The 17323-nt window shown below is 61.2% G+C and carries 15 protein-coding genes and 1 tRNA gene; 15 read left to right on the forward strand and 1 reads right to left on the reverse strand.

The annotated features are described in order from the left end of the window. The first annotated feature begins 167 nt into the window (after positions 1 to 167). The 14 genes from JMJ97_RS08995 (at position 168) to JMJ97_RS09060 (ending at position 15272) form a co-directional block, all read left to right on the forward strand. Positions 168 to 245: transfer RNA gene (locus JMJ97_RS08995), tRNA-Asp, on the forward strand. A gap of 359 nt (positions 246 to 604) precedes the next feature. Then, positions 605 to 1090, forward strand: coding sequence for an RrF2 family transcriptional regulator (locus tag JMJ97_RS09000; RefSeq protein WP_022094514.1), 486 nt, complete (start codon positions 605 to 607; stop codon positions 1088 to 1090). A gap of 21 nt (positions 1091 to 1111) precedes the next feature. Then, positions 1112 to 2017, forward strand: coding sequence for an HhH-GPD family protein (locus JMJ97_RS09005; protein WP_006235153.1), 906 nt, complete (start codon positions 1112 to 1114; stop codon positions 2015 to 2017). Positions 2018 to 2131: 114 nt separating this feature from the next. Next, on the forward strand, positions 2132 to 2671 hold the full coding sequence (gene rbr, locus JMJ97_RS09010) for a rubrerythrin (RefSeq protein ID WP_006235152.1): 540 nt from the start codon (positions 2132 to 2134) through the stop codon (positions 2669 to 2671). A gap of 441 nt (positions 2672 to 3112) precedes the next feature. After that, positions 3113 to 3547 carry a hypothetical protein gene (locus tag JMJ97_RS09015; protein WP_260700023.1) on the forward strand — a complete coding sequence of 145 codons (435 nt, stop codon included), beginning with the start codon at positions 3113 to 3115 and terminating at the stop codon, positions 3545 to 3547. Positions 3548 to 3670: 123 nt separating this feature from the next. Continuing rightward, positions 3671 to 4201, forward strand: a complete 531-nt coding sequence (locus JMJ97_RS09020; RefSeq protein WP_260700024.1) for a DUF6036 family nucleotidyltransferase — start codon at positions 3671 to 3673, stop codon at positions 4199 to 4201. Then, positions 4198 to 4761, forward strand: coding sequence for a hypothetical protein (locus JMJ97_RS09025; protein ID WP_260700026.1), 564 nt, complete (start codon positions 4198 to 4200; stop codon positions 4759 to 4761). Before JMJ97_RS09020 ends, JMJ97_RS09025 begins: the two co-directional genes overlap by 4 nt. Positions 4762 to 4812: 51 nt before the next feature. Continuing rightward, on the forward strand, positions 4813 to 6168 hold the full coding sequence (locus tag JMJ97_RS09030) for a DNA recombination protein RmuC (RefSeq protein WP_260700028.1): 1356 nt from the start codon (positions 4813 to 4815) through the stop codon (positions 6166 to 6168). A 123-nt stretch (positions 6169 to 6291) separates the two neighbouring features. After that, positions 6292 to 8094 carry an ABC transporter ATP-binding protein gene (locus tag JMJ97_RS09035; RefSeq protein WP_260700029.1) on the forward strand — a complete coding sequence of 601 codons (1803 nt, stop codon included), beginning with the start codon at positions 6292 to 6294 and terminating at the stop codon, positions 8092 to 8094. A 63-nt stretch (positions 8095 to 8157) separates the two neighbouring features. Then, a complete protein-coding gene (gene nth / locus JMJ97_RS09040) occupies positions 8158 to 8823 on the forward strand; it encodes an endonuclease III (protein ID WP_260700031.1) in 666 nt (221 codons plus the stop codon). Between the two features lie 157 nt (positions 8824 to 8980). Continuing rightward, the gene (gene mfd / locus JMJ97_RS09045; protein ID WP_260700032.1) at positions 8981 to 12613 is read left to right on the forward strand and encodes a transcription-repair coupling factor; all 3633 of its coding nucleotides are present in this window, start codon (positions 8981 to 8983) and stop codon (positions 12611 to 12613) included. Between the two features lie 56 nt (positions 12614 to 12669). Next, positions 12670 to 13533 (forward strand): phosphatase PAP2 family protein, encoded by an 864-nt coding sequence (locus JMJ97_RS09050; protein ID WP_260700034.1) that lies wholly within the window; start codon positions 12670 to 12672, stop codon positions 13531 to 13533. 45 nt (positions 13534 to 13578) lie between these two features. Next, a complete protein-coding gene (locus JMJ97_RS09055) occupies positions 13579 to 14604 on the forward strand; it encodes a threonine aldolase family protein (protein ID WP_260700036.1) in 1026 nt (341 codons plus the stop codon). Positions 14605 to 14681: 77 nt separating this feature from the next. Next, positions 14682 to 15272 (forward strand): GNAT family N-acetyltransferase, encoded by a 591-nt coding sequence (locus JMJ97_RS09060; protein ID WP_260700037.1) that lies wholly within the window; start codon positions 14682 to 14684, stop codon positions 15270 to 15272. Between the two features lie 21 nt (positions 15273 to 15293). Here the strand turns inward: JMJ97_RS09060 and JMJ97_RS09065 are convergent, their stop codons facing one another. Further along, positions 15294 to 16016: a GntR family transcriptional regulator gene (locus JMJ97_RS09065; protein WP_148345466.1), complete on the reverse strand. Its 723-nt coding sequence runs from the start codon at positions 16014 to 16016 to the stop codon at positions 15294 to 15296. Positions 16017 to 16221: 205 nt separating this feature from the next. Between JMJ97_RS09065 and JMJ97_RS09070 the strand changes: the two genes are divergently transcribed. Continuing rightward, positions 16222 to 17214: an SIS domain-containing protein gene (locus JMJ97_RS09070; RefSeq protein WP_118226093.1), complete on the forward strand. Its 993-nt coding sequence runs from the start codon at positions 16222 to 16224 to the stop codon at positions 17212 to 17214. Positions 17215 to 17323: the final 109 nt, after the last annotated feature.

The raw sequence follows: 17323 nt of genomic DNA on the forward strand, positions 1-17323 counted from the left end.
GCGCAACGCGTTGCGCTGAGTCCTGAGGCTGTTGCAATGAAAATGACAATCAAGGTCCCGGATGGCCCCAAAAAATTTTTCAAAAAAGTTGTTGCGCGCCGGACAGACTTCTGTGTATACTAATCCCCGCAGCGCACGCGAGCGGAAACAAACGCGAACGTCTGCCTGGGGAGTTAGCTCAGTTTGGTTAGAGCGCCGGCCTGTCACGTCGGAGGTCGCGGGTTCGAGCCCCGTACTTCCCGCCAACGCAATTAAAGCCACGTCTTCGGACGTGGCTTTTTGCGTTTGATGCACTTTGTTTCGATAGAACGATCGCCCTGGTGCATCTTCGCCCAGAATCCCCGCGCCTTCGGGAACGCAAGTAAAATCTAATAAGTATATTTGTCTGAACAACAGCTTTGTTGCGCAACACCTGTTCTACGAGGCAGGGGGTTAGGTTATACTAAATTGCACTGTGCGCCGCATCTGATGCATTTCGCTCCAAGCGCGGCACTCAGTGGATATCCGATTTACCATTTGGATGTCCTGGCGGTCATTTAGCGTCTCGACACAAGCTCGGCCCCGGAGCTCGTTCGAGCTGTTCGCATTCCTTGAAAGGGGAAAAATGGACATATCGAGGAAGACTGATTACGCCCTTCGTATGTTGGCGATGCTTGCCGAGGATCCGGAGTGCTTACTTTCTGTTCGCACCGCTGCCGAAGAGGTCAATGTTCCGTATTCGTTTGCCCGCTCGATTCAGCACGGTTTGGTCCAGGCCGGTATTGTGGAGAGCCTGCGTGGCGTCCACGGTGGCATGCGTCTCAAGGTCAGTCCGGACGACGTCACTATCCGCCAGGTCGTCGAGGCCGTTCAGGGTCCTATGGTTATGAACGATTGCACCGCGCCCGATGGTGACTGTGCGCGCATGGGCGCGTGCTGCTATCATCCCCTGTGGGCCGGAGCCCAGGCGTTGATGCGCGACTACCTCGATTCCGTTTCGCTCGGCGACATCGTCGCTCACCGCCAGTTCCCAGCCGTCGATCCCAAGTTCGCCGACCGCGAAGCGTTTCCCGAGTACGCCACCTGCGCGTGCGCTTACCGGGAGGAATAGCGCCGCATAAGGAGCATAGCCATGATTCAGGACCCCTTTCGTTCGATGATTCGTTCGGAAGGGGTCCTGCGTTATCGCGACCTTCCGTGGCGCCGTACACGCGATCCGTACATCATTTGGCTTTCTGAGGTTATGTTGCAGCAAACACAGGTGCCGCGCGTGGAGACGCGTATGCCGGCGTGGCTCGATCGCTTTCCGACTGTTCAGGCGCTCGCTCAGGCTGTCCCTTCCGATGTCTTGGATGCGTGGCAGGGGATGGGCTATAATCGCCGCGCCTTGGCGCTTCACAGGGCTGCACAGTGCGTTGTAGAGGACTGGGATGGGGAGTTTCCGCGCGAGACGCGTGACTTGGTCGCTCTGCCCGGCATTGGCCCGGCAACGGCGCAGGGCATCCGTTCGTTTGCGTTTGATCTTCCGGGCGTGTATTTGGAGACCAATGTGCGCACGGTCTTTTTGCATCATTTCTTTCCCGATGTGCCGGCCGTTCCCGATCGCGAACTGGTGCCGCTGATCCAAGCTGCCTGTCCGGCGGCCCCCGGTGCGGCGGCGGACGAGATCGCTCCCTTTGCCGCGCCTCAAGACGATGCCGACACGCCGCGCGCGTGGTATTACGCATTGCTGGATTACGGCGCGTATCTTAAAAAGACGCTGCCCAATCCGTCCAGGCGGTCGGCGGGCTATAGTCGTCAGTCCAAGTTTGAGGGCTCGCGCCGCCAAAAGCGCGCGCATATCGTGCGTATGTTGTTGGCAGCGCGCGATGGGCAGCCGGCGGGGATTACGCTTGCTGATGCCGTGGTGGGCGTTAACGAGATGGAAGCGGCAGCCGGTCGCGGGCCGGTCGAGTGCGACTTGATCGCGGGCATTCTAGCTGACCTGGAGCGCGAGGGCTTTTGCCGAGCCGAGGACGATCGTTGGTTGAGTGTGTAGCCCGCTCAAATCTGAAGAACGGGATTGTAAGGTTTAAATTCGCGGCTTGAGGGCATCCTAAAGACAAGGTCGCTCAAAGCCTATGGGCGGCACGTGTTGAAGGGAAGTACACCTATGGATTTTGAGAATTCCCAAACCAAGAAGAACCTCGAGACCGCTTTTGCCGGTGAGTCCCAGGCACACACCAAGTATCGCTACTACGCATCTAAGGCCAAGAAGGATGGCTACGTTCAGATCTCGAATATCTTTGCCGAGACGGCGGGCAACGAGTCCGAGCACGCCAAGCTGTGGTTTAAGTATCTGCACGACGGCGCCGTTCCGGGCACTCTGGACAACCTGCGCGACGCCGCCGCGGGCGAGAACTACGAGTGGACCACGATGTACGACGAGTTCGCCAAGACCGCCGAGGAGGAGGGCTTTGCCGAGATCGCCGAGAAGTTCCGTGGTGTCGCCGCCGTCGAGAAGGCCCACGAGGAGCGCTACAACAAACTCGTCGAGCGCATCGAGTCGGGCGAGGTGTTTGAGCGTGAGGGCGTGAAGGTATGGAAGTGCCTGAACTGCGGGCACCTGCACGTTGGTGCCGAGGCGCCTGAGGTGTGCCCGGTGTGTAACCACCCCAAGGCGTACTTTGAGGAGCAGGTGGTGAACTACTAGCGCGTGGCGCTGGCTGCTGCGGAGCGCAGGGCGGGGAAATACCTTTCCCTCTCGCTCACGGCTCCGCAGGGTCGCGCGAGGCAAAGGTATTTCCCCGCCCTGCGCCCCGGCGTTGGGTCGTCGCATGCTCGTTACAGAAAAGCAGATAAGAAGTTTGCGTGCCGCCCCTTTTGGGGCGGCACGTTTTTGTATGGGGTCCCGGTCTCCACAATTTCCGTCAAGCTTTTGGTTAGATTTTGGTCAGTTGGCGTAAGGGTGGAAGGCCAAAAGATTGCTGGCGAAAAAAGCTCAGAGAAAGTGCTGGTAGGGGAGTTGTTGAGCTTTTCGACAGCTTTTGAGCAAAAGAAACTTTGTGGCTATTGCCGGCGATTGCGTTGTCGCGGTCATGGCGGTGCGGGATGCTGGTCGTAAGCGTCGAATTCTCCGACTTTGGAGGCCAACATGGACCTGTTTCTTGAGACTCCACAGCAACAAGCTAAGCGCATGCTGCGTCAGCAGCAACGACTCATGGAGATGCAAATGCAAGGGGCGGCAGCCCAGCCCTTTGCGCAAAATGTCGTGCCCGCTGCTGTACCTGCAGCTGTGCCCGGGTGTGAATCGGCGCCAGAGACCTATTCCGTACAGCAAGATTCATATGCGCAGGAGCTCGCGTTCGACAAGCGTCGTGCGCGTCGTCGCCGTGTGGGCCAGCGCTTGCGCACATTGGCGATGATCGTGCTCATCCCGTTAGGGCTTGCGGCCATCTTTCTGGCGTCGTATGCCCTCACGTGCATCCTCAACGGCGCATCGCCCAACGAGGTGCTCCAACATCTGTCAGCCCTCGGCCAGCGCCTAGGCGATGCCATAACAACCTTCCAGGTCGGTTGGGAAGGCTGACGTTTGCCGCCATTGGTCTTCTTGGATGCAAGGATTATCGCCACGAGTGGAATCCTTGCATCTTACGGGCCCTATCGTGCGACTGAATAGTATTATTGAAGATGAATAATAATAGGATTTGATATGTATAAGCAGGATTTAGAGCAGACTCTGTTGGGCATTGACGAAGAGGCGGAGCTGGAAATAGGTCCAAGAGACGATAGACCGAGCGTTGTATTGGTGGGAGGAAGCGCCTTCATGCTAAACGATGTGACGAATCGGTCGGTTACACATGACATTGATGTGTTTGAGGCAGACAGGTGTCTCCGCGAGATCATAGCTCGATACCCCGAGGTGAATGGTATGGCGGTGGCATATTGTAATCAGATGCCATTCAATTACGAAGACCGTTTGATTCCCTTGGATATTGGGGCGCGTTTTATCAGGTACTTTACGCCATCCTTGGAGGACCTGGCGGTAATGAAGCTCTATGCCTACCGTCCGAACGACATCATCGATCTTCATAGTCAGGCATTCGTCGACCAACTTGATTGGGGTCTGCTCGAACGGCTTATATTCGACGAGGGAGAAGCACTGGCGTCGTCGCCTTCGGAGCGAAGCTATCAAGAGATGGTCTGTGCATACAGGCAATACAGAAAGGAGGTGCTCGGTTGAATCTGACCTTTGAGGGATTCTTAAAAGGCTATTGCCGAGAGCTATCCGGACAGCAGTCGCTGAGTTTTAGAAAATTGGTTGAGCAGGCGACGACGGATGCGCCGCGCGTGGCGGAGCCTCTGTTTTTGCTCGCTTTAGCGCAAGGAAAAGCCGAATACGTTTTGGGTTTATCCGAGGGCTCGTGGATGGAACAGGATTACCGAGACGTTTTATTCTTGTACGGCCAAGCGGGTAGCATGGCGTCTCTATGCGCCAAAAGTGAGCTCCCTAATCGTTATGCCAACGTTTGGCGTGCGTATAGAGCGGTGAAGGAAAAGCCGGCGGCCGATAGAAGGGTGAACGCCCTGATGAGAAAGAAAACGCTGGAAGCATTGGAGGAATCGGGTGTAACGCGCTATGGCCTCTGCCGTGCTCTGCGCCTGAATAAAGGAAACGTATACGCATACTTGGCCGGCGATGACTCAAAGGTGAGCAGGAAAACGGCGCGCCGCATTATGGAATATGCGGAGGAGAGGGGCGCCCAAGAAGGGGCCGGGCGCCCGGTGTGTGTGGCGGGGTAAGATTGATCGCGGTTTTGATTGATGACCGATTGAGTTTGTTGGGCGGAGTCTATGTCTGCTATTGATATCGTGCTTGTTGTGATCGCCTTGGTGGCGGTGGGGGTTGCTGTGGCTTGCGCCCTCCAGCTCAAGAGCCTGCGTGCCGAGTTGCGGGAGCGTGGCGACAGTAGCGCGGAAACGCTGGCAGCACTCGAGCAGGCCAACAACGCGCTCGATGCCCTGAACGTCGCGCTGGCCGAAACTCGCCGCACGGCCAACGCCATCGCGCAGCAGCAGACGACAGATGCGGCCGTGGGGCAGCAACGTTACCTGACCATTGCACGTGAGTTTTCGCAAGCTGGTGACCGGATGGATGACCTTCGCCGCGAGACGGCCCAACAGCTCGGTGCCAACCGCGAGGGCATCGAGCACCGCCTGGACAAGGTGCGCGAGACGGTCGATGCCCAGCTGGGTGCTATCCGCAAAGACAACAACGTGCAACTCGATCAGATGCGCGCGACGGTGGACGAGAAACTCTCCCGCACGCTCAACGATCGCCTGTCGGCATCGTTTAAGCAGGTGAGCGACCAGCTCGAGGCCGTGTACAAGGGCCTGGGCGACATGCAGTCCATCGCCACCGGCGTGGGCGACCTTAAGCGCGTGCTGGGCAACGTGAAGGCGCGTGGTATTTTGGGCGAGGTGCAGCTGGGTGCAATTCTGGCGGACATTCTTACACCCGACCAGTATCTGGAAAACGTCGCCACCAAGCCCGGCGCCTCGGAGCGCGTTGAGTTTGCCGTCAAGCTGCCGGTGGACGAGGGCGATCCCGTGCTGCTGCCGATTGACTCCAAGTTTCCGGGCGACGCGTACGAGCATTTGCTCGACGCGCAGGAGTCGGGCGATGCGGAGACCGTGGCGGCTGCGCGCAAGACGCTCGACACCATGGTCAAGCGCGAGGCCAAGGATATCTGCGAAAAGTACCTGAGTGTGCCGGCAACGACCAACTTTGGCATCATGTTCGTGCCGTTTGAAGGACTGTACGCCGAGGTCGTCAGCCGCCCCGGGCTTATCGAGACCCTGGGCCGCGACTATCACGTCAACGTAGCCGGTCCCAGCACCATGGCTGCCATTCTCAACAGCCTGCAGATGAGCTACCAGACGTTTAGGCTGCAAAAACGTACCGACGACGTACTGCGCGTGCTCTCTGCTGTCAAGGCCGAGTTGCCACGCTATCAGGCGGCGCTGCGCCGCGCCCAGCAGCAGATCGAGACCGCGGGCAAAACGGTTGAGGGCATCATCACCACGCGTACAAATGTCATGGAGCGCAAGCTCAAGGACATCGACGCGCTGGAAGACGCCAACCAAGCCGATGAGATCTTGGGACTCACATCAGCGGAGCTGCTCGCAGGCCAAAAAGACGAGGACTAGCTGCATCTGACGGCTGTGCGCCTGTACGAGCACGGCGCGGGCGCTTTTCGCATCGCGCTTGTCTGAAGTGCGCTTTAGTGTGCAACAATGGCGTTTCGCCCTATCAGACGCGAAAGGAAGCCCATGTCTCAGAGAAACACCAGTCCGCTCAAACGCTCCACCGTGCGTCGCACGCTGCAGCGTTTTTGGGGCGTCACGCGCACGCAGCCGCTGATCGTCTTTCTCTCGGTGTTCTCGTCGGCGGGCTACATCTTTTTGCTCACGTTTGCCAACACCTATGTGATGGCCCTCATCGTCGACCGCGTTCAGGCCGGCCCCGTGGCGGGTGACCAGGTGTTTGAGGTCTTTGGCCCTTACATTCTGGCGCTGGTGCTCGTTAACCTAGTGGGCCAAATCCTCTCCAAGCTGCAGGACTACACCGTCTACAAGCTCGAGATTGCGGGCAACTATCACCTGGCGCGCCTGTGCTTCGACACGCTCTCCAATCAATCCATGACATTCCACACCAGCCGTTTTGGCGGATCGCTTGTGAGCCAGACGAGCCGTTTTATGAGCGGCTATACGGGGCTGGTAGACGTGACGGTGTATTCGCTCATTCCCACCATCACCTCGGTTGTCTGCACGGTGGCGGCGCTCGCTCCGGTGGTGCCGACGTTTACCGTGATCCTGGTGGGCATCATGGTCGTCTACATCGCATTCGTTTGGCTCATGTACAAACGCATCATGCCGCTTTCGGCCGCGACGTCCGCCGCGCAAAACAAGCTGTCGGGCGTGCTGTCCGATGCAGTCACGAACATCCTGGCCGTCAAGACCTGCGGGCGCGAGGACTTTGAGCGCGACCTGTTCGACGCCGCCGACCGTGCCGCGCGCGATGCCGAAACGGTATCGATGCACGCCATGATGCAGCGCAACTTTACGACCTCGGGCCTTATCGTCATCACTATGGCCGTGGTGAGTGTGTTCGTCGCGGGCGGCAACGCGTGGTTTGGCATCTCTGCCGGTGCGCTCGTCATGATCTTTACCTATACGTACAACCTCACCATGCGTCTGAACTACGTAAGCTCCATGATGCAGCGCATCAACCGCGCGCTGGGCGACGCGGCCGAGATGACGCGCGTGCTGGACGAGCCGCGCCTGGTGGCAGACGACGAGAACGCCCCCGAGCTCAAGGTGAGCGAGGGTGCGATTGATTTTGAGCACCTGAGCTTTGCATACCGTGACGCCGCGGCGGGCGAGAGCGTGTTCGACGACCTGACGCTCCATGTGGCTGCGGGCCAGCGCGTGGGCCTGGTGGGCAAATCGGGCTCGGGCAAGACGACGCTCACCAAGCTGTTGCTGCGCCTGGACGACGTACAGGGCGGCCGCGTACTCGTGGACGGCCAAGACGTCTCGCGCTGCACGCAGCAGAGCCTGCGCCGCCAGGTTGCCTACGTGCCTCAGGAGGCGCTGCTGTTCCACCGCTCTATTCGTGAGAATATCGCTTACGGGCGTCCCGACGCCACCGACGAACAGATTCGCGAGGCGGCGCGCCTGGCCAATGCTCTGGAGTTTATCGATCGCCTGCCTCGTGGCTTTGACACCATGGTGGGCGAGCGCGGCGTTAAGCTTTCGGGCGGCCAGCGCCAGCGCGTGGCCATCGCCCGTGCGATTCTGACCGATGCACCGATCCTGGTGCTCGACGAGGCGACCTCTGCCCTGGACAGCGAGTCCGAGGCGCTGGTGCAGGAGGCGCTCGAGAACCTGATGCGTGGACGTACCTCCATTGTGGTGGCGCACCGCCTGTCCACCGTGGCGGCGCTCGACCGCATTGTGGTGCTGGCCGATGGCGAGATCGTCGAGGACGGCACGCATGCGCAGCTCGTCGAGGCGGGTGGCGAGTACGCGAGCCTGTGGAGCCGTCAGACCGGCGCATTCTTGGAGGCGTAAGCGTCTCGGACGTGGGACAATTGTGCCCATAAGTTTATTGTGCCGTTGAGCCGAGGAGTCGTTATGCCACGCGAGACCAATGCCGCCAAGCGCGAGCGCGCCATCGAGGTGTGTGAGCGCCTCAACCGTCGCTATGGCCCGGTCGAGTGCTTTTTGGACCACGAGAATCCCTTCCGCCTGCTGATCGCGGTGCTGCTCTCGGCGCAAACGACCGATGCGCAGGTCAACAAGGTGACGCCGCGGCTGTTTGCCCAGTGGCCCACGCCCGAGGCCATGGCCGGGGCGAGCGTGGCTGACGTGGCAGACACCATCAAGTCACTCGGCTTCTACAAGAGCAAAGCCAAGCATGCCGTCGAGGCCGCGCAGATGATCGTCGCCGACTATGGCGGCGAGGTGCCGGCCGACATGAAGGAACTCGTGAAGCTGCCGGGCGTGGGACGCAAGACGGCGAACATCGTGCTCAACGTGGGGTATGGCATCGTGGAGGGCATTGCGGTGGACACGCACGTCAACCGCATTGCGCACCGCCTGATGCTGAGTCCCAAGACGCATGCAAAGGAGCCGCTCAAGACCGAGCAGGATCTGCTCAAGATTTTGCCGCACGAGTATTGGGAGTCGGTTAACCATCAGTGGATCACCTTCGGTCGCGAGGTCTGCGACGCCCGCAAACCCAAGTGTGACGAGTGTCCGCTGGCAGATTTGTGCCCCAGCGTGCGCGTAGCGGGGTAGGGCGGAACGCATCTTCGTCTGGCGTTTTTTGCGGGGCTGGGTTTGCCCTTGAGCCGGAGTCCTCTCCATGCGCTACCATGACAGGCAATGAAATCCGCCGCATACCCGCCGAGCTTGCCTCGGCGGGCTTTTGGCGTTGCAATGCCGGAGGAACAGCATGCTCATTCACCGAATAGCCGCGCAGCTCTACACTGCCGAGGCGCTGCAGACCGTCGAGGCCGGGCTCGATGCCGGCGAGGACGTGACGTTGGCCGTGTCGCAGTCGGGTCGCACGCTTATGGCGGCGGCCCAGTTTGCGCGCCGTCCGCGCCCCACGGTCTATATCGTGAGCGGCGAGGACGCGGCCGATCGCGCTGCGCGCAGCCTGGCCGCCTATGTGGGGCTGGCGCACGTGTGCCGCTTTCCCGAGCGCAAGGACTACCCTTGGCGCGAGCAGACGCCCGACGACGCCGTGGTGGCGCAGCGCTGCGAGGCCTTGGGACGCATCGTGCGCGGGGACAACTGCATCATGGTTGCCTCGGCCCGTGCGCTGCTGCGTTGCGTGCCGCCGGTCGAGAGCCACTATTGGGAGTCCACGACCTTTGCGGTGGGCGAGGAGATTCCCTTTGACGAGGTGCCGCAGCGCCTGGTGGGCATGGGCTACACCAATGCCGGTGCCGCCGATGCGCCCGGTCTGTTCCGCGTGCACGGTGACACCGTCGAGGTGTTTCCCGCGCAGGAAAAGGCGCCCGTGCGCATTGAGTTTTTCGGCGATGAGATTGACCGCATCCGCCGCATGGTGAGCTCAACGGGGCAGACCATCGGTAACGAGGACAGTATCGAGATCTTCCCCTGCCGTGAGCTGGCGCTTACCGACGAGGCCGTCCACAACATGCATGTGGCGCTCTATCGCGCCAGCCAGGACGACAGCAAACTGGCGGCGCTGCTCGAGATGGTGGATGCGCGTATCGTCACGCCCGAGCTCGACCGCTTTTTGCCGGTGATGTACGGCCAGACCGTAAGCCCGTTGGCGCACGTGAGCGGCAAGGCACTCGTGGTTCTGTCCGAGCCGCGCTCGCTGTTCGACGATTGCCTGCGTGCCTACGAGGATATCGAGGCGCGTGCTGGCGAGGCAGGGATTGACCGGCTGGATGGCCTGTATGTACGTGCCCAGCAGCTCGATTTTGGTGCCCAGCAGCGCCTGAACTACGTGAGCCTGATCCGTGCCGGCGGCGCGGTGACGGCGGAGCTCAAGATTGAGCAGCCGGCCATTGCGGGCTCGGACAATCGCTTTATGACGCGCATTCAGGAAGTCGTGGGCAAGCGCTACGCCTGCGTGTTTGCCATCCCCGACCGCGGTGCGCGCGAGTCGATGGAGCTCACCTTTGGCGACGAGGGCATTACCTTTGAGGAATCGCTGACCGCGGCGCCCGAAAATGTCGGCGCTATCGGCGACCGCGTGCGCGTGGCAGCGGCGGATTCCGCCGACCGTGCCGCACGCCAGGAGGCCCATGCTTCCATTCGCGAGCGTAAGGCCGATGCGCTCAACGCCCGCTCGCTCGAGGCGGGCGCCGCGCAGGCTGCCGCCGGCGCTGCCGTGCCCACCATCTCGCGCGGGCGCGTGACCTTTGTTGACGCTGCCCTGCCGCAGGGCGTGGTGGTGCCCGACGCCAATTTGGCCGTGTTCTCGATCGCCGACCTCAATGCCCGCATGGATGCCAACCGCGCGCGCAGCCGCCGCAAGGTTGACATTACGCAGATCACCTTCCCGTTTAAGCCGGGCGACTACGTGGTGCACGCTACCCACGGCATCGCGCTCTTTAGCGAGATCGCGCGCCAGGAAGTGGGCGGCAAGGAACGCGACTACTTTTTGCTGGAATATGCCGATGGCGACAAGCTCTACGTGCCGCTCGAACAGGTCGACCGCATCACGCGCTACGTTGGCCCCGACGGCGACAAGCCGCGCCTGACCAGGCTCAACACCGCCGACTGGACGCGTGCCACCAACAAGGCGCGCAAGAACGCCAAAAAGCTGGCGTTTGACCTGGTCGACCTGTATACGCGCCGCTCGTCGATTACCGGTATCGCCTGTCCGCCCGATACGCCCGAGCAGATCGAGATGGAGGAGAGCTTCCCTTACGACGAGACGCGCGACCAGCTGGAGGCTATCGCCGACATCAAGGCCGACATGGAGGCGCCCAAGCCCATGGATCGCCTGCTCTGCGGCGACGTGGGTTTCGGCAAGACCGAGGTTGCCCTGCGCGCGGCGTTTAAGTGCGTGGACTCCGGCCGCCAAGTCATGGTGCTCTGCCCCACGACCATTCTGGCCCAGCAGCACTACGAGACGTTCTTTGAGCGCTTTGCCCCGTTTGGCCTCGAGGTCGAAGTGCTCAGCCGCTTCCGCACCCCGGCGCAGCAGAAGCGCGCGCTCAAGGCGTTTGCCGAGGGCACGATTGATGTGCTCATCGGCACGCATCGTCTGCTTTCGGCCGATGTGAACCCCAAGAACCTGGGCATGGTGATCATTGACGAGGAGCAGCGCTTTGGCGTGCAGCACAAGGAGCAGCTCAAGAACCTGCGCGAGCAGATTGACGTGCTCACGCTTTCGGCAACGCCGATTCCGCGAACCATGCAGATGGCCACGAGCGGCGTGCGCGACATGAGCCTGATCACGACGCCGCCGACCGGGCGCCGCCCCGTAATCGTGCACGTGGGAGAGTACGACCCCGACGTGGTGAGCGCGGCGATTCGCCTGGAGGTGGGCCGCGGCGGTCAGGTGTACTACGTGTCCAACCGCGTCAAGACCATCGACGACGCCGTGGCGCGCGTGCACGAGGCCGCGCCCGAGGCGCGCGTGGGCGTGGCGCACGGCAAGATGAGCCCGCGCGAGGTCGAGGATGTGATGATCGAGTTCGCGACCAAAAAGATCGACGTGCTCATCGCCACGACCATCGTGGAGAGCGGCATCGACAACGCGACCGCCAACACGCTCATCATCGAGGACTCGCAGCGCCTGGGTCTGGCACAGCTCTACCAGCTCAAGGGCCGTGTGGGCCGCTCTGCCACGCAGGCCTACGCGTACTTTATGTTCCCGGGCGAGCTGCCGCTCACCGAGGAGGCGACGGCGCGCCTGACCGCACTTTCCGAGTTCCAGGACCTGGGCAGCGGCATGCGCATCGCCATGCGCGACCTGGAGATTCGCGGTGCCGGCTCGCTTATGGGAGCCGAGCAGCACGGCAACCTGTCGAGCGTGGGCTTTGACCTGTTTACGCAGATGCTGGGCCAGGCCGTGGCTGAGGCGCGCGGCGATGACGACGCCGGCGTGGAGGCGGCGAGCGTGGGTATTAACCTGCCGGCCGACTACTTCTTGTCCGAGGAGTACCTGCCGGCGGTGGATCAGCGCGTGCTCGTGTACCGTAAGCTCGCAGCGGCCGAGGACCTAGAGAGCATCGATGAGGTGCAGGAGGAGACCGAGGCTGCGCATGGCGAGCTGCCGCTGGCGGGACTCAACCTGTTCAATCGCGCACGAATCCGCATTCGCGGCGAGCGCCTGGGGCTCGAGAGCGTCACGCTCAGCGGCGGCCGCATCACGTTTTTGGGCGTCGACGTGCCCAAGAAGGTGGCCTTTGAACTTAAGACCCGCTATGGCGCGGTGAACTTCCCCAAGAGCCGCAAGCTGTCGGTGCCCTACAAGGCGGGCGCCGGTGCGGGCAGCGGCCTGGGTCGCGGCCTCGACGCCAACGACGGCACCGGCCCGGTGACGGCGGCGCTCATGCTGCTGCAACAGCTGGGTGCGAGCGACGACGACTAACGGGTCGACGCTGCAAACGCCCCATTTGGGCAATCTGGTTCCATCGAAAGGAAAGCATGTTCGGGTACATCTACAAGAAAGACGTCGCTGCTATCGCGGTTATCCTTGCCCTTTGCCTGGGCGTGGGCAGCTTCTTCGATTATCAGATCTCGAGTGCGCTGTTCAGCGTCGGCAGCATGTACGGCCGCTTTATCGAGGCCGCCGGCGAGCTGCCGTTTGAGCTGACGGCGAGCGTCGCGGGCGTTATGCTCGTGCGCGCGGTGCGTCCCGACTCCGGGGGGAGCAAATGGCTCGCCGTGCTCGGCATCCTCGTCAACGTTGGCCTAGCCGGCTACGAGATCGTTTCGTCCCTGCGGGTTGGCGGTAAACTCATTGCCGTTCAGCTGGTGCTGACGTTTGTGCTGGTTATCGCCGCCAACCTTATCGTCTATCGCCTCACGCGCACGACCGAGCCCGATGAGCTCACGCGCTGGGCGTTGATGGTACTTGCTGTGTGGGTCGCTCAGGCCATTATCCTCAACGTGATCGTCAAGCCGCTGTGGTCGCGCCCGCGCATGCGCGTGATCGAGGTCACGCCAGGGCTCAATTTTCAGCCGTGGTGGGTGATCGGCAACCCCGACAAGTGGGCCTATATTGCCGCTGGCGTGATCAAGGACGGCTTCAAGTCGTTTGCGAGCGGACACACGGCGCACGCGGTGATCGGCCTTATGCTCGCCGGGCTTCCCGCGGCAGCCTTTAAGGAAAAACCTTCGCGTCGCCGCGTGATCTTTTGGGCGGCGGCTGTGGTCGCGGCGCTCGTCGCCTTTGGCCGTATCGTGATCGGAGCTCACTTTTTGAGCGACGTGAGCTGCGGCTTTGCCCTGGTGTTGGCGCTTGAGTGCCTTGCCGCGCGCGTTGCCTATCCCAACGGCGTACAATAGCCCCGTTTGAATCATCGGGCCCGTGCCCGGCTAGAGAGGATTGCCATGCTCGCGTTTAACAACGACTACTCCCACGGCGCACATCCGGCAGTGCTGCAGGCACTCGTCGACACCAACATGGAGCCGCAGCCCGGCTACGGTACCGATGCGCACACCGAGCGCGCCAAGCAACTTATTCGCGAGGCCTGCCAGGCCCCTGATGCCGACGTGTTTTTTCTGGTGGGCGGCACGCAGGCCAACGCGACGGTGATCGACATGCTGCTCGCGCCGTACGAGGGCGTCGTTGCTGCCGAGACTGGCCACGTCGCCTGCCACGAGGCGGGCGCCATCGAGTTTGGCGGCCACAAGGTACTCACCATCCCCGGCTACGAGGGCAAGATGCACGCCGAGGACCTCGAGAACTATATCCAGGTGTTCTATGAAAACGAGAGCTACGAGCACACGGTGTTCCCGGGCGCCGTGTACGTGAGTCTATCGACCGAGTACGGCACGCTGTACTCCAAGGCCGAGCTCGCGGCGATTCACGCAGTGTGCCAGAAGCGCGAGATTCCGCTGTTTGTGGATGGCGCCCGTCTGGCCTATGCGTTGGCGGCCGATGAGTGCGACATTACCCTGCCCGAGCTGGCGCAGCTGTGTGACGTGTTCTACATCGGCGGCACCAAGTGCGGCGCGCTCTGCGGCGAGGCTGTGGTGTTTTGCGGCATGCACGCCCCGGCGCATCCCATTCCGCGTATTAAGCAGCACGGCGCGCTGTTGGCCAAGGGCCGTCTGACGGGCGTGCAGTTTGAGGCGCTCTTTACCGATGGCCTGTATTTTGAGATTGGCCGTCAGGCGATCGAAACCGCTCAGGCGCTTCGTCGCGTGCTGCACGAGCACGGCTACCGGTTCTTTTTGGAGACGCCCACAAACCAGCAGTTCGTGATTCTGCCCAACGAGGACATGGCGCGCATTCGCGAGCATGCGGCGATCGAGTACTGGGAAAAGTACGACGAGGCCCACACGGTGGTGCGCTTTTGCACCAGCTGGGCCACGACGCAGGAGGATATCGACGCGTTGGCGGCGGTTCTGTAGCCTGATGTAATGACGAGGGGCCGCCTTGCGCTGGGTTTGGCGCAAGGCGGCCTTTGTTTTTGAGGGAGAAGGGTTGTATGACCGAGATGTCCGAGCCGACGATTCGTCTGGCGACGCCCGATGATGCGCCGGCGTTGCTTGCCATCTATGAGCCGTATGTGCGCCAGACGGCGATTACCTGCGAATACGAGGTGCCGAGCGTTGAGGAGTTCGCCGGGCGCATCGAGCGTACACTCAAGCGCTATCCGTATCTGGTGATGGAGCTGGACGGGCGTCCGGTAGGCTATGCCTATGTGAGTTCGCTCAACAGCCGCGAGGCATACGACTGGTCGGTCGAGACGTCGATCTACCTGGCGCGCGACGTGCGCCACGGCGGGCTGGGTCGCAAGCTGCACGACGCGCTCAAGCAATGCCTGGTCGCGATGGGCATCACCAACATGTGCGCCCTCATCGCCGTGCCGCACGACAAGGACGACGAGTACCTGACGCACAACAGCCAGGATTTCCATGCCCATATGGGATATCGCCTGGTGGGTGCCTTTGACCGCTGCGCCCAAAAGTTCGGCCGTTGGTACGACATGTGCTGGATGGAGCTGGTCCTGGCCGAGCGCACACCCAACCAACCCAAACCAACCTGGTTCCCCGACCTCCCCAAACCTACCATTTAGGGACAGGTTTATTTTGGCAGGTTAGCCGATGGGCTCGGTGTATTTGGCGCGGTCGGTGCGTTGGATGCGCTTGGAGACGTGGAGCGGGCGGCCGTCGGTGTCGTAGACGTAGTCGGTGATCAGGATCAGCGCCTGCCCACGCTCGACGTTGAGCAAAAACGCCTCGTTTTGCGAGGCATAGCACACTTCAAAGGTCTTATGCCCCTGTGCCGGTGCGCGATGGAACTCCTGTCGCAGCGTGGCGTAGAGCGAACCGTTGATATCGCGATCGATGAGTGCCTCAAAGCTCGGTGGTAGATAGGTGGTCTCCAGGCACAGCGGCGCATCGTCCAGGTAGCGCAGGCGGACAAGTTTGACGAGCTTGCTGCCCACGGCGGCGTCAAAGAATTTAGCTATGCTGCCGGCCGCCTTGGCAAAGCCCGAGTCTACGGTGCGCGTGGTGGGCTTCATGCCCTGGCCTTCGACCTGCTTGGTATAGCTCGAAAACACCAGGTTGTTCTCGTGGAGCGCGGGCGTGTCGGCCACAAAGGCGCCGCGCCCGCGCTCGGTTCGAACCAGACCCTCATCAACGAGCACCTTAAGGGCATGGCGCACGGTGCTGCGCGACAGCCCCGATTCGTCCATGAGTTCCATCTCGGACGGCAGCTTGTCTTCACGCGCGTAGACGCCGGCGGCGATGCGGTCACGCAGCATGCCCGCCAAGCGCTCGTATTGGGCCAAGTTCTTTTTTGACGAAGTGCTCATTCGATTAACCTGTATCTAACTTGTATGCTTATCGAATCAAGGATGTATCCAATACAACAATAAAACCGCTGGTAGCTAGTTATCAAAAACCTCATCAGCAAAATTTCTAAGACAAATATAGCATACAACTAGTCGACATAACCAAAACATGTATGTAACTTGTATGCCATCGAGAGCATCAAACGAGAAGAAAGGCTGATGCACGATGACTACTCAGGAACAGGTTAAGGATGTCGTCTCCCAGGTTTTGGCTGACAAGGCAGACAAGGGCGGCATCAAGCGCGTCGTGTGGATTGGCGCCGGCGGATCCAACGGCGGCAACTATCCTGCCCAGTACTTTATGGAGCACGAGGCCACGCAGGTCGTGAGCTCTAGCTACACCAGCAACGAGTTCGTGCACGCAACTCCTGCTTACGTTAACGAGAACACCCTGGCCGTCGTCGTGTCCATGCGCGGCACCAAGGAGACCATCGTCGCCGCCCAGGTCGCCAAGGACCACGGCGCCAGCACCATCGCCATCTATGTCGACGAGTCCGGCCTCACCGAGGTCTGCGACTACAAGATCCAGTATGACAGCCTGGCCGTCGACGAGTCCTGCATGGGCCGCACCAACTCCGCCGTCGTGACCATGATCGCCATGGAGCTCACGCAGCAGACCGAGGGCTATGCCGAGTACGAGACCGCTATGGCCGCCTTCGACCTGGTTGACCCCATCTATCGCAAGGCCGTCGAGTACACCCGTCCGCTTGCCGCCAAGTGGGCCGAGCAGAACGCCGACAAGCCCTGCATTAACGTCATGGCCCAGGGCCCGCTCTTTGGTGCTGCCTACGTCTTTAGCATCTGCAACGTGCAGGAGATGCTGCAGATCGACTCCTGCACCATCAACACCTGCGACTTCTTCCACGGCCCCTTCGAGATCCTGGACAAGCGCACCTCGCTGTTCCAGCTCATCAGCGTCGGCCGCAGCCGCTGCAACGACGAGCGCGGCATCCGCTTCGTCAACCAGTACGGTGGCGAGCGCGTCTATCAGCTCGACGCCAAGGAGCTCGGCCTCAACGACATCAAGGACAGCGTGAGCGAGTACTTCAACCACCTGATCTTCGCCCCGATCCTCAACAATGTGTACATGCGCGCGCTCTCTGCCGTCACGCACAAGGACTACATGACGCGCCGCTACATGTGGAAGCTTGAGTATTAGTTACGCGGTTTTACCAAACCGCGTAACGGCTCGACGCTGCGCGGTCCGCATTTGGGCAATCTGACGTTCAACTTCAAGGGCGCGACCAGAAGGTCAGCGCCCTTTCGTT

The organism is Collinsella aerofaciens (genome assembly GCF_025289055.1).
Classification (GTDB): domain Bacteria; phylum Actinomycetota; class Coriobacteriia; order Coriobacteriales; family Coriobacteriaceae; genus Collinsella.

Bases quoted from the DNA above. Each gene is read 5' to 3' on its own strand.
- JMJ97_RS09035 (WP_260700029.1), top strand. From the start codon at position 6,292: ATGTCTCAGAGAAACACCAGTCCGCTCAAACGCTCCACCGTGCGTCGC.
- JMJ97_RS09000 (WP_022094514.1), top strand. From the start codon at position 605: ATGGACATATCGAGGAAGACTGATTACGCCCTTCGTATGTTGGCGATG.
- JMJ97_RS09060 (WP_260700037.1), top strand. From the start codon at position 14,682: ATGACCGAGATGTCCGAGCCGACGATTCGTCTGGCGACGCCCGATGAT.
- JMJ97_RS09015 (WP_260700023.1), top strand. From the start codon at position 3,113: ATGGACCTGTTTCTTGAGACTCCACAGCAACAAGCTAAGCGCATGCTG.
- JMJ97_RS09070 (WP_118226093.1), top strand. From the start codon at position 16,222: ATGACTACTCAGGAACAGGTTAAGGATGTCGTCTCCCAGGTTTTGGCT.
- JMJ97_RS09020 (WP_260700024.1), top strand. From the start codon at position 3,671: ATGTATAAGCAGGATTTAGAGCAGACTCTGTTGGGCATTGACGAAGAG.
- JMJ97_RS09050 (WP_260700034.1), top strand. From the start codon at position 12,670: ATGTTCGGGTACATCTACAAGAAAGACGTCGCTGCTATCGCGGTTATC.
- JMJ97_RS09065 (WP_148345466.1), bottom strand. From the start codon at position 16,016: ATGAGCACTTCGTCAAAAAAGAACTTGGCCCAATACGAGCGCTTGGCG.
- rbr (WP_006235152.1), top strand. From the start codon at position 2,132: ATGGATTTTGAGAATTCCCAAACCAAGAAGAACCTCGAGACCGCTTTT.
- JMJ97_RS09055 (WP_260700036.1), top strand. From the start codon at position 13,579: ATGCTCGCGTTTAACAACGACTACTCCCACGGCGCACATCCGGCAGTG.
- nth (WP_260700031.1), top strand. From the start codon at position 8,158: ATGCCACGCGAGACCAATGCCGCCAAGCGCGAGCGCGCCATCGAGGTG.
- JMJ97_RS09030 (WP_260700028.1), top strand. From the start codon at position 4,813: ATGTCTGCTATTGATATCGTGCTTGTTGTGATCGCCTTGGTGGCGGTG.
- JMJ97_RS09005 (WP_006235153.1), top strand. From the start codon at position 1,112: ATGATTCAGGACCCCTTTCGTTCGATGATTCGTTCGGAAGGGGTCCTG.
- mfd (WP_260700032.1), top strand. From the start codon at position 8,981: ATGCTCATTCACCGAATAGCCGCGCAGCTCTACACTGCCGAGGCGCTG.